Raw genomic sequence first — 11753 nt, forward strand, 5'->3', positions numbered from 1 at the left:
CCGGACAGGTGGAAGGGGCCGCCTCCGGGGAGACGGCCCCTTCACCCACCCTGTGCGGACGTCAGCCCAGCTTGCTGACGTCGCGCACGGCGCCCTTGTCCGCGCTGGTCGCCATCGCCGCGTAGGCGCGCAGCGCCGCGGACACCTTCCGCTCCCGCTGCTTCGGCGCGTACACGCCACCGAGGGCCTGCTCGCGCCGGGCCAGCTCCGCGTCGTCGACCAGCAGGTCGATGGTGCGATTCGGGATGTCGATACGGATCCGGTCGCCGTCCTCGACGAGGGCGATCGTGCCGCCGGACGCGGCCTCCGGGGAGGCGTGGCCGATGGACAGTCCGGAGGTCCCGCCGGAGAAGCGGCCGTCGGTGATCAGGGCGCAGGTCTTGCCCAGGCCGCGGCCCTTGAGGAAGGAGGTCGGGTAGAGCATCTCCTGCATACCGGGGCCGCCCTTGGGACCCTCGTAGCGGATGACGACGACGTCCCCGTCGGTCACCTGCTTGTTGAGGATCTTCTCGACGGCCTCCTCCTGGGACTCGCAGACCACCGCGGGCCCCTCGAAGGTCCAGATCGACTCGTCGACGCCGGCCGTCTTCACCACACAGCCGTCGACCGCCAGGTTGCCCTTGAGGACCGCGAGACCGCCGTCCTTGGAGTACGCGTGCTCGGCGGAGCGGATGCAGCCGTTCTCGGCGTCCACGTCGAGGGCCTCCCAGCGCTCCGACTGGGAGAAGGCCTCGGCGGAACGGACACAGCCGGGGGCCGCGTGCCACAGTTCCACCGCCTCGGCGGACGGGGAGCCGCCGCGCACGTCCCACGTCTTCAGCCAGTCGGCCAGGGACGGGCTGTGCACCGAGTACACGTCCTCGTTGAGCAGACCGGCGCGGTGCAGCTCGCCGAGGAGGGCGGGGATGCCGCCGGCGCGGTGCACGTCCTCCATGTAGTACGTGCGGTCCTTGGCGACGTTCGGGGCGACCTTCGCCAGGCACGGGACGCGGCGCGAGACCTCGTTGATCTCCTCCAGGCCGAACGGGACGCCCGCCTCCTGGGCCGCGGCCAGCAGGTGCAGGATCGTGTTGGTCGAGCCGCCCATCGCGATGTCGAGCGCCATGGCGTTCTGGAAGGCGGCGAAGCTCGCGACGGCACGGGGCAGGACGGTCTCGTCGTCCTGCTCGTAGTAGCGGCGGGTGATGTCCATGACCGTGCGGGCCGCGTTCTCGTAGAGCGCCCTGCGGGCCGTGTGGGTGGCCAGGACCGAGCCGTTGCCGGGAAGGGAGAGGCCGATGGCCTCGGTGAGGCAGTTCATCGAGTTGGCGGTGAACATGCCGGAACAGCTGCCGCAGGTCGGACAGGCGTTCTCCTCGATACGGAGGATGTCCTCGTCCGAGATCTTGTCGTTCACGGCGTCGGAGATCGCGTCGACCAGGTCGAGCGTGCGGACCGTGCCGTCGACGAGGGTGGCGCGGCCGGACTCCATCGGGCCGCCGGAGACGAAGACCGTGGGGATGTTCAGGCGCAGGGCAGCCATCAGCATGCCGGGCGTGATCTTGTCGCAGTTGGAGATGCAGATCAGGGCGTCGGCGCAGTGCGCCTCGACCATGTACTCCACGCTGTCCGCGATCAGGTCGCGGGAGGGCAGGGAGTAGAGCATTCCGCCGTGGCCCATCGCGATGCCGTCGTCGACCGCGATCGTGTTGAACTCGCGGGCGATGCCGCCGGCCTCGCGGATGGCCTCGCTGACGATCCGGCCGACCGGCTGGAGGTGGGTGTGGCCGGGGACGAACTCGGTGAAGCTGTTGGCGACGGCGATGATCGGCTTGCGGCCGATGTCCGCACCGGGTACACCGGAGGCGCGCATAAGGGCGCGGGCGCCCGCCATGTTGCGGCCGTGGGTGACTGTGCGGGACCTCAGCTCGGGCATCGCGCTCGCTCCTTCAGAGACTGCGATCAGAGACTTCTGACTGCTGACGAGCGTACGCCGGTCATCCAGGGGTCGGGACGGTGTGTCCGGAATACGGGACACATGTCTCACTGACCCGTACGGCGTGTACGGGCGGACGAGACGCGCCGTACGGCGTCACGGTCCCGTGAGGTGGGCCTGCACCGCCGGTGCCACCCGCGCGACGACCTGCTCCAGGTCCGCCGACGCCAGCGGCTCCACCTTGATCACATAGCGCAGCATCGCGCAGCCCACGAGCTGGGCGGCCGCGAGCTCGACGCGCAGTTCCGCGTCCGGCAGGTCGAGCCGTGCGGCGATACGGCCCAGCAGCTGGGAGACGACCAGGCGGCGGAAGACGGCGGCCGCGGTGTCGTTGTTGACGGCGGAACGGACGATCGCCAGCAGGGGCGTACGGGTGGCGGGGTTCTCCCAGACGCCGAACATGAAGCGGGTCAGGCGTTCGCCGACCTCGTCCGGCGGGCCGTCGGCCAGTGCCGTCGGGCCGTTCAGCACGGGCCCGGCGGCGACCTCGATCGCGGCCTCGAAGACCTGCTCCTTGGTGCCGAAGTAGTGGTGCACCAGGGCCGGGTCCACGCCCGCCGCCTTGGCGATGCCGCGTACGGACGTCTTCTCGTAGCCGCGCTCGGAGAACTCCTCGCGGGCGGCACCCAGGATGCGCTCGCGGGTGTCCGCGGACTCCGCGCGCGGGGGCCGGCCGCGCTTGCGGGCGATCGGGCCGGTCACGGCCGGTGCGCCTTCGCCGCCGACGCCAGATGCAGGCGGGTGAAGGCCAGCGCCTCCGCCAGATCGGCCTCCCGCTCGGCGCTGGACATGGCCCGACGGGTGTTCACCTCGATCACGACGTGCCCGTCGAAGCCGGTCCGGGCGAGGTGCTCCAGCAGCTCGGCGCAGGGCTGGCCGCCGCGTCCGGGCACCAGGTGCTCGTCCTTGCCCGAGCCGCTGCCGTCGGCCAGGTGGACATGGCCGAGGCGGTCGCCCATCCGGTCGATCATCTGGACCGCGTCGGTCCGGGCGGTGGCGGTGTGGCTGAGGTCGAGCGTGAAGTGACGGTAGTCGTCCTTCGTGACGTCCCAGTCGGGGGCGTACGCCGGCATCTCGCGGTCGCGATAGCGCCAGGGGTACATGTTCTCGACGGCGAACCGCACATCCGTCTCGTTCGCCATCCGCCAGATCCCGCCGACGAAGTCGCGCGCGTACTGCCGCTGCCAGCGGAACGGCGGGTGTACGACGACGGTGCTCGCGCCGAGCTTCTCGGCGGCCGCGCGGGCGCGCTGGAGCTTGACCCAGGGGTCGGTGGACCACACCCGCTGGGTGATGAGCAGGCAGGGGGCGTGCACGGCGAGGATCGGGATCCGGTGGTGGTCGCTGAGCCGACGCAGTGCCTCGATGTCCTGGCTGACCGGATCGTTCCAGACCATGACCTCGACACCGTCGTAGCCGAGGCGCGCGGCGATCTCGAAGGCCGTAGCCGTCGACTCCGGATAAACGGAAGCCGTCGACAGGGCGACCTTCGCATCCGGGATGCGCACGACTGGTTCTGCCACGAAGGACAGCGTACGGGGCGTCGGATCACGCCGGAGGGCGCGGGACGTCGGGCGGGTGCGGCGACCGGCCCCTGCCGGCCTCCCGCCGTGGTCTCCGGCACCGGCTCCCGCACCTGCTTCGGCAGCGGCTCCGGCAGCGGCTCCCGCCCCGGTTCCGGCCCGGTTCCGGCACCGTCTGCCGCCCGGTTCCCGCTCCGATTGCCGCCCGGTTCCGGCTCGGGCACCGTCTCCCGCCCGGTTCCGGTCCGGTTCCGGCTCCGGTTCCGGCGCGGCCTCCCGTGCCCGCCCGGGTGCGTGACGCGTGCCCCCGGTTCAGGCCCGCCCGCGTGTGTGACGCGTCGCACACGCGGGCCGGACGTCAGGGCCTCGGCTCCGCGTCCATGTGGTCCAGCCTGCGCAGGATCACACCCTCGCGCAGCGCCCAGGGGCAGATCTCCAGCGCCTCGATGCCGAACAGGTCCATCGCGCCCTCGGCGACCAGCGCGCCCGCCAGCAGCTGGCCCGCGCGGCCCGCGGAGACACCCGGCAGCTCCGCGCGCTGCTCCGGCGTCATCCCGGCCAGCCGGGGCACCCAGGCCTCCAGGGACTCCCGCTTGAGCTCGCGCTGCACGTACAGGCCCTCGTCGGAGCCTGCGGCGCCGGCTATCCGGGCCAGCTGCTTGAAGGTCTTCGAGGTGGCGACGACATGGTCGGGGACGCCGAGCCGGCTGAACTCCCCCACCGTGCGGGCGATCTGCGCCCGCACATGACGACGCAGCGCCCTGATCTCCTCGGGGCCCGGCTGGTCCCCGGGCAGCCAGCCCGCGGTGAGGCGGCCCGCGCCCAGGGGCAGCGAGACGGCCGCGTCCGGCTCCTCGTCCATGCCGAAGGCGATCTCCAGGGAGCCCCCGCCGATGTCCAGGACCAGCAGCTTCCCGGCCGACCAGCCGTACCAGCGGCGGGCGGCGAGGAAGGTGAGCCGGGCCTCCTCCGCTCCGGTGAGCACCTGCAGCCGGACACCGGTCTCGGCCTGCACGCGCGCGAGGACGTCGTCGGCGTTGGTGGCCTCGCGCACGGCCGAGGTCGCGAACGGCAGCAGATCCTCGACGCCCTTGTCCTCGGCGGCCTGGAGCGCGCGGTCGATGACCGAGATCAGTTTGTCGACCCCTTCGGGACCGATCGCTCCGTCCGCGTCGAGGAGTTGGGCCAGGCGCAGATCCGCCTTGTGCGAGTGCGCGGGAAGCGGGTGGGCGCCGGGGTGGGCGTCCACCACCAGCAGATGCACCGTGTTCGATCCCACGTCGAGGACACCGAGTCTCATGTAGGGAACGCTACTGCCAGGAACGCCGTGCTCAGCCCCCTCGGCGGTCCCTGAAGCGCTCCGGGGCGACTTACCCTGGACAGGTGCCAAAGACGAAAAAGGCGAAGGACGGAAAGTCGGCCAAATCCACCAAGGGTCCCTCGCAGCCGAAGGCGCCCCGGTCGAAGCAGGCCCCGACGGTGAGCGACGAGAAGGGACTCGACTTCGCGCGCGCGTGGGTGGAGTTCCCTGATCCGGCAGACGACGAACAGGTCTTCCGGTGCGATCTGACATGGCTGACCTCTCGCTGGAACTGCATCTTCGGCAGCGGCTGCCAGGGCATCCAGGCGGGCCGCGCGGACGACGGGTGCTGCACGCTGGGCGCTCACTTCTCCGACGAGGACGACGAGAAGCGGGTCGCCGGACACGTGGCGCGGCTGACCCCGGAGATCTGGCAGAACCACGCCGTGGGCACCGAGACCGGCTGGGTCTCCGAGGACGACGAGGGCTCCCGCCAGACCCGCCCCTACCAGGGCTCGTGCATCTTCCAGAACCGGCCCGGCTTCGCCGCGGGCGCGGGCTGCTCGCTGCACATCCTCGCCCTGCGCGAGGGCCGCGAGCCGCTGGAGACGAAGCCCGACGTCTGCTGGCAGCTGCCGGTGCGGCGTACGTACGACTGGATCGACCGGCCGGACGACACCCGTGTGCTCCAGGTGTCGATCGGTGAGTACGACCGCAGGGGCTGGGGGCCCGGGGGCCACGACCTGCACTGGTGGTGCACGTCGGCGACCTCGGCGCACGGCGCGGGCGACCCGGTGTACGTCTCCTACCGGCCCGAGCTGATCGAACTGATGGGCAAGGCCGGCTACGACCGTCTGGTCGAACTGTGCGAGGAGCGGCTGGCCTCGCAGCTCCCGCTGCTGGCACCGCATCCGGCGGATCCGGTCGACTGAGCGGGCACCTGTACCGGTCCCGGTAGCGGTACGGGTACAGGTCCCCTCGCGTCCGGCGTATCCGGTGGGCCGGTCGTCGCATGTGTGCCGCGCCCGCCGGGTCTACGAGGTGGCCGGGCTCGGGTCGTCGTCGTCATCGTCGTCGCTGTCCGGCGGCGGTGACGGGCTTTCCGGGTCGGACGAGGCCGTCTCGGTGGGGGTGGGATCCGGGTCGGCGGGTGTCGGTGGAGCGGACGGCGTCGGAGAGGCGGAGGCCGAGGCCGTGCCGGTCGGGGTCGTGGACGGTGGTCTGCCGGGGCTGCTCGGTGTGGAGGGCGCGGGGGCGGTGCCGTATCCGTCGATCGAGACGACCGTTCCGGCCGGGGCGATCGCCACCCGGGCGCTCCAGTGCCCGGACGGCTCGCGCAGCTGGTCGACGTGCACCTTGATCGTCAGCGACGCGCCGGGCGCCAGCGTTCCCGACGACCGGCTGAGGTAGAGCCAGGCCGCGCCCGTCGTGGCCGACCAGCGGACCGGGGAGTCGCCGGTCGCGGTGAGGGTGATCAGCGTGGTGTCACCGCTGCTGCCCGCCGTCACGTCGAGGTGGCCCGCGCTCTTGCGGCCGACCCCCGCGACACTGACCACCGCCACGGAGACGTCCGGTTTCCCGGCCGCGCGGGTGCCGGCCCTGGTACTGGCGTTGCCCGCGTTCTCGTAGCCGCCCGCCTCCTCGCCGTCGAGGCTCCCGGGGCCCTGCGCCTCGCTCGTGCTCGTGGAGCGCCCGTCGGGGCCCTCCCCGGTCTCGGTGCCCCGGTAGGCGGCCCACAGCGCGAGCACGGGAGCCGCGACCACGGTGGCGACGACGGTCGTGGTGACCGCACGCGCGCGCAGCCGGTCCCGGCGGGCCGCGTGGTCCTTGGGGTCCATCGGGAAGCCGCGCCGGTCGAAGCGCGGCGACGCACTCCGCGCGCGGGGAGCGTGCGCCATCGCCGCGTGCAGTGCCGCGCGGGGCGCCTCCAGGACGGGCAGTTCGGCGGGGGTGAACATGGCCCCGGGCCAGCGGCCGGGCACGGCGCGCTCGGCGGCGCGGCGGCAGCGCGGGCAGTCGTCGACGTGCCGGACCAGTTCGCGGCGCAGGATCGCGCTGAGGACCAGCTGGTGATCGCCGGTGAGATGGGCGACGCCGGGGCAGCCGCCGGTCTCGACGACGGCGAGGGCTGCGCGGGTGCGCTCGACCTCGCAGGCGGCGGAGGCGAGCAGTTCGCGGGCGACCGCGGGATCCAGGCCGACGACGGCGGCCACCTCGTGGGCGGCGAGGTGGTGGCGTACGGCGAGTTCGAGCGCCTCGCGCTGCTCGGGGCTGGTGCCCGCGGCCTCCGGCCAGGCCAGCCGGGCGAGCTCCCGCCTGCGCAGCTCCTGGACCTCCTCGGACACGGGCGACCCGGCGGTCGAGGGAGCGGGCTGCCCCACGGACCGCCCGGCGGACCGCGCGGGCCGCCCGGACTGCGGTGCGGGGTGCCCGGCGGACTGCGGGGGCTGTGGTGCGGGCTGTGCGGCCGGCTGGGGGGTGTGCCGCCGGGTGCCGGACCGGCCCGCCGCGTACACGCTCTGGCGCCGCTGCCTGGCCTCGGTCAGCTTGCGCAGGCAGGCCCAGCGGGCCAGTGCGTACAGCCAGGCCCTGAGCTCCCCGGTGGCCTCCGGAACGCGCTGCCCGCGCCGCTCGACGAGTGCCAGGACGTCGCCCAGGGCGGCGGTCGCCGTGTCGTGGTCGCAGAGCACCGACAGGCAGTACGTGAACAGGCCGTCCAGGTAGGGCTCGTAGCACGCGGGCGGCCGCGGGTGCTGTCTGCGCGCCGCGGCATGACCGCGCGCCCGGTGTGCGCCGGTGGTGCGGGGCGAGGTGTCCGGACTGCTGCTCATCACCTGTGCGACCGTAGGCGGCGCGAGCAGGTACCTTCCGGCGCCTTGAGCACTTTTAATCCGGACGGGTGAAACGATCCCTCATAAGGGGACAGGAGGGTTCCGCTCCGTGGCTCGTTCACGACCGGGCGTGGCCGGTTCACGGCGGGCCCGGAACGGGGTGCGCGGCGGGCACGCGGACCGGCACGACAGGCGCACGGACCGGCACGGCAGGCACGCGGACGGGCGCTCCGGGCACGCGGACGGGCGCGGCGCGCAGCGCCTGCGTGGCTGCGTGCCCGGGTGCGCCGGGGGTGCGCCGGGGGTGCGCCGGGCCGGGTGCCCGGCGGGCGGGTGCGGGCCTGCTGCACGGCGGGTGCGGGCCGGGTGCGGGCCGAATTCGGGTGGGCGCGGTCGCGTTGTCGGTGCCTACGGCTACGGTTTCGTCCATGGCTGCCCGTACGAAGACCACCAAGGACCGCCCGTCCTTCCGCTGCACGGAGTGCGGCTGGCAGACGGCCAAGTGGCTCGGCCGCTGCGCCGAGTGCCAGGCGTGGGGGACGGTCGAGGAGTACGGCGCACCCGCGGTCCGTACGACGGCACCGGGCCGGGTCACCACCTCCGCGGTGCCCATCGGACAGGTCGACAGCCGGCAGGCCACCGCCCGGAGCACCGGGGTGCCCGAACTGGACCGGGTCCTGGGCGGCGGACTCGTGCCCGGCGCGGTGGTGCTCCTGGCGGGCGAGCCCGGCGTGGGCAAGTCCACCCTGCTGCTCGATGTCGCGGCGAAGTCGGCCAGTGACGAGCACCGCACGCTCTACATCACGGGCGAGGAGTCGGCGAGCCAGGTCCGGCTGCGCGCCGACCGCATCAAGGCCCTCGACGACCATCTGTATCTCGCCGCCGAGACCGACCTCTCCGCCGTGCTCGGCCATCTGGACGCGGTGAAGCCTTCGCTGCTGATCCTGGACTCCGTCCAGACGGTGGCCTCGCCGGAGATCGACGGCGCCCCCGGCGGCATGGCGCAGGTGCGCGAGGTCGCGGGAGCCCTGATCCGGGCCTCCAAGGAGCGCGGGATGTCGACCCTGCTGGTGGGACACGTCACCAAGGACGGGGCGATCGCCGGCCCCCGCCTGCTGGAGCACCTGGTGGACGTCGTGCTCCACTTCGAGGGCGACCGGCACGCGCGCCTGCGCCTGGTGCGCGGCGTCAAGAACCGGTACGGCGCGACGGACGAGGTCGGCTGCTTCGAACTGCACGACGAGGGCATCATCGGCCTCACCGACCCGAGCGGGCTCTTCCTGACCCGGCGTGACGAACCGGTCCCCGGGACCTGTCTGACGGTCACCCTGGAGGGCCGCCGTCCCCTGGTGGCCGAGGTCCAGGCGCTCACCGTCGACTCGCAGATCCCCTCCCCGCGCCGCACGACCTCGGGCCTGGAGACCTCCCGCGTCTCGATGATGCTCGCCGTCCTGGAGCAGCGCGGCCGGATCAGCGCCCTCGGCAAGCGGGACATCTACTGCGCGACGGTGGGCGGGGTGAAGCTCTCGGAGCCGGCCGCGGACCTGGCCGTCGCGCTCGCGCTCGCCTCGGCGGCGAGCGACACCCCGCTGCCCAAGAACCTCGTCGCGATCGGCGAGGTGGGCCTCGCGGGCGAGGTCAGACGGGTCACGGGCGTGCAGCGCCGGCTCGCCGAGGCCCACCGGCTGGGCTTCACGCACGCGCTCGTGCCGGGCGACCCGGGCAAGATCCCTCCCGGTATGAAGGTCCTGGAAGTCGCCGACGTGGGGGACGCGCTGCGGGTCCTGCCGCGCTCGCGTCGCCGAGAGGCCCCACGGGAGGAGTAGGACCGCCGGTAGACTTTGCCCTGGTCTCGCCCGTCCGTACGAAAAGAGTGCGCGAAACGGGAGCGCCCAGAACCTGCGACCGGAGGAGTGCAGTGGCAGCCAACGACCGGGGAGCAGCTCCCGGGAAGTCCGGCGGGAGTTCCGGCATCGAGGGCCGGATGCGCGCCTCGCTGAGTGCTGTGGCGCCCGGTACGGCCCTGCGCGACGGTCTGGAGCGGGTTCTGCGGGGCAACACCGGCGGGCTCATCGTGCTCGGGTCCGACAAGACCGTCGAGTCGATGTGCACGGGCGGTTTCGTGCTGGATGTCGAGTTCACCGCCACGCGGCTGCGTGAGCTGTGCAAGCTGGACGGCGGCATCGTGCTGTCGTCGGACCTGTCGAAGATCCTGCGCGCGGGCGTGCAGCTGCTGCCCGACCCCACGATCCCCACCGAGGAGACCGGCACCCGGCACCGCACGGCGGACCGGGTCTCCAAGCAGGTCGGCTTCCCGGTGGTCTCGGTCTCCCAGTCCATGCGGCTGATCGCCCTGTACGTGGACGGCCAGCGCCGTGTCCTGGAGGACTCGGCGGCGATCCTGTCCCGCGCCAACCAGGCCCTGGCGACCCTGGAGCGCTACAAGCTCCGCCTCGACGAGGTCGCGGGCACGCTGTCGGCGCTGGAGATCGAGGACCTGGTCACCGTCCGCGATGTCTCGGCGGTCTCGCAGCGCCTGGAGATGGTGCGGCGCATCGCCACCGAGATCGCCGAGTACGTCGTCGAGCTGGGCACGGACGGCCGTCTTCTCGCCCTCCAGCTCGACGAGTTGATCGCGGGCGTGGAACCCGAGCGGGAACTCGTCGTCCGGGACTACGTGCCCGAGCCCACCGCCAAGCGTTCCCGCACGGTCGACGAGGCGCTCGCCGAGCTCGACGCCCTCAGCCACGCCGAACTGCTCGAACTGTCCACGGTGGCGAAGGCGCTGGGCTACACCGGCTCTCCCGAGACGCTCGACTCCGCGGTGTCCCCGCGTGGCTTCCGCCTGCTGGCCAAGGTGCCGCGGCTGCCGGGCGCCATCATCGACCGCCTGGTCGAGCACTTCGGCGGACTGCAGAAGCTGCTCGCCGCCAGCGTGGACGACCTCCAGACGGTCGACGGCGTGGGCGAGGCGCGGGCCCGCAGTGTCCGCGAGGGCCTGTCGCGGCTGGCGGAGTCGTCGATCCTGGAACGCTACGTCTGAGCCCTGTCCGCAGCGCCCGCCCCACAGAAACCCGGCGGGCAGACCGCCCCCGGCGCCGCCCGCCGCGGTGCCGCCCCGCCCCGACAGCGGGCTCGGTCCGCCGACAGCGGTGGCGCAGGGCCCGGTCCGCCGGCAGCGGGCGCAGGGCCCGGTCCGCCGGCAGCGGGCTCAGTCCGCCGACAGGACGAACGACGTCTGCTTCTTCGGGAAGCCCGGGGCCTTCGCCTCCACCAGATACGTGCCCGGCCCCGCCGAACCGGCCGGAGGCGTCGCGCACTTGGGGGCGCTCGGCCTGCGGTCCCACTGCACGGTGTACGTGGCACTGCTGCCCGCCGGCACCCGGTAGAACAGGCTCGCGGAGTCCCCGGGGCAGTCGTCGGACGCCCAGTACGCGCTCCCGCTGCCGGTCTGAGTGATCGTCAACACCGTGTTCTGCGGCCCGAGATCGACCTTGCAGTCGTTGGCGGAGGAATTCTTAGCGGTCAGCCGGAAGGCGGGCGCCTGGTCCGGCGTGTAGGTGTTGCGGACGCTGTTCAGCGTCAACGTGATCACGCTGGCGGTGCAGTTGGGCAGCGGGGAGCCGGCTGGCAGGGCGCCCGTACCGCCACCGCCGCCCGAACCGCCCCCGGAGGAAGCGGAGTCGTCGCCGCCCGCGGATCCGTCGGAGCCGCCCGCACCGGAGTCCGCACCGGAGGCCGAGCCGGACGCCGAGCCCGAGTCGGAGGGGCTGCCGGTGGCGCCGCCGCTCGACTCGTCGCGTCCGCCCGGGGCTTGACTTATCGCCGGCCCGGAACCGGACGGCCCGGGAGTGATCGAGGAGACGGGATTCTTGCCGTTCGAACCGTCGGCGTCATGCTTGGCGCCCCCGCCGCCCGAGGTGACGATCCATGTCACCAGTAGCGCCAACAGGGCGACCACGGACAGCATTACGGCCCTCCGGCGCCAGTAGATGGTGGAGGGAAGTGGCCCGATCGGATTGCGCAGAGATCCCACGGCGCAAACTTTACGAGAGATCCCCGCGTTAGCTGGCCCCACCCGCCGCCGATCCTCAACTTTTCCGGATCATCATTCCGGAAACAGA

General features: G+C 72.8%; 9 protein-coding genes. 3 read left to right on the forward strand and 6 right to left on the reverse strand.

Features of this window, described 5'->3' with window-relative positions; all coding sequences use genetic code 11:
• Positions 1–61: 61 nt before the first annotated feature.
• The 4 genes from ilvD to ACZ7OY_RS11560 all read right to left on the reverse strand — a co-directional run bounded on the left by ilvD (position 62) and on the right by ACZ7OY_RS11560 (position 4798).
• The gene (gene ilvD / locus ACZ7OY_RS11545) at positions 62–1915 is read right to left on the reverse strand and encodes a dihydroxy-acid dehydratase (RefSeq protein WP_471911231.1); all 1854 of its coding nucleotides are present in this window, start codon (positions 1913–1915) and stop codon (positions 62–64) included.
• Positions 1916–2071: 156 nt separating this feature from the next.
• On the reverse strand, positions 2072–2677 hold the full coding sequence (locus ACZ7OY_RS11550; protein WP_351607918.1) for a TetR/AcrR family transcriptional regulator: 606 nt from the start codon (positions 2675–2677) through the stop codon (positions 2072–2074).
• Complete coding sequence (locus ACZ7OY_RS11555; RefSeq protein ID WP_351607921.1) at positions 2674–3498, reverse strand: sugar phosphate isomerase/epimerase family protein; 825 nt, start codon at positions 3496–3498, stop codon at positions 2674–2676. The genes ACZ7OY_RS11550 and ACZ7OY_RS11555 overlap by 4 nt, the downstream gene beginning before the upstream one ends.
• Positions 3499–3856: 358 nt before the next feature.
• Positions 3857–4798 carry a Ppx/GppA family phosphatase gene (locus ACZ7OY_RS11560; RefSeq protein WP_471911232.1) on the reverse strand — a complete coding sequence of 314 codons (942 nt, stop codon included), beginning with the start codon at positions 4796–4798 and terminating at the stop codon, positions 3857–3859.
• Positions 4799–4881: 83 nt separating this feature from the next.
• Here ACZ7OY_RS11560 and ACZ7OY_RS11565 point away from each other — a divergent pair, with 83 nt between their 5' ends.
• Positions 4882–5730 carry a DUF3109 family protein gene (locus ACZ7OY_RS11565; RefSeq protein WP_471911233.1) on the forward strand — a complete coding sequence of 283 codons (849 nt, stop codon included), beginning with the start codon at positions 4882–4884 and terminating at the stop codon, positions 5728–5730.
• 102 nt (positions 5731–5832) lie between these two features.
• On the opposite strand, the gene ACZ7OY_RS11570 is transcribed toward ACZ7OY_RS11565, so the two are convergent.
• Complete coding sequence (locus tag ACZ7OY_RS11570) at positions 5833–7632, reverse strand: BACON domain-containing protein (protein ID WP_471911234.1); 1800 nt, start codon at positions 7630–7632, stop codon at positions 5833–5835.
• Positions 7633–8057: 425 nt separating this feature from the next.
• Between ACZ7OY_RS11570 and radA the strand changes: the two genes are divergently transcribed.
• The gene (gene radA / locus ACZ7OY_RS11575) at positions 8058–9455 is read left to right on the forward strand and encodes a DNA repair protein RadA (protein WP_385525353.1); all 1398 of its coding nucleotides are present in this window, start codon (positions 8058–8060) and stop codon (positions 9453–9455) included.
• Positions 9456–9547: 92 nt separating this feature from the next.
• Positions 9548–10672 (forward strand): DNA integrity scanning diadenylate cyclase DisA, encoded by a 1125-nt coding sequence (gene disA, locus ACZ7OY_RS11580; protein ID WP_384731072.1) that lies wholly within the window; start codon positions 9548–9550, stop codon positions 10670–10672.
• Between the two features lie 168 nt (positions 10673–10840).
• Here the strand turns inward: disA and ACZ7OY_RS11585 are convergent, their stop codons facing one another.
• Positions 10841–11665, reverse strand: coding sequence for a hypothetical protein (locus ACZ7OY_RS11585; RefSeq protein WP_471911235.1), 825 nt, complete (start codon positions 11663–11665; stop codon positions 10841–10843).
• Positions 11666–11753: the final 88 nt, after the last annotated feature.

This window comes from Streptomyces sp. NPDC107559 (assembly GCF_055657365.1).

What these genes read in the sequence shown, in the direction of transcription:
- ilvD (WP_471911231.1), bottom strand. Translation starts at nt 1,915, where the DNA reads ATGCCCGAGCTGAGGTCCCGCACAGTCACCCACGGCCGCAACATGGCG.
- ACZ7OY_RS11560 (WP_471911232.1), bottom strand. Translation starts at nt 4,798, where the DNA reads ATGAGACTCGGTGTCCTCGACGTGGGATCGAACACGGTGCATCTGCTG.
- radA (WP_385525353.1), top strand. Translation starts at nt 8,058, where the DNA reads ATGGCTGCCCGTACGAAGACCACCAAGGACCGCCCGTCCTTCCGCTGC.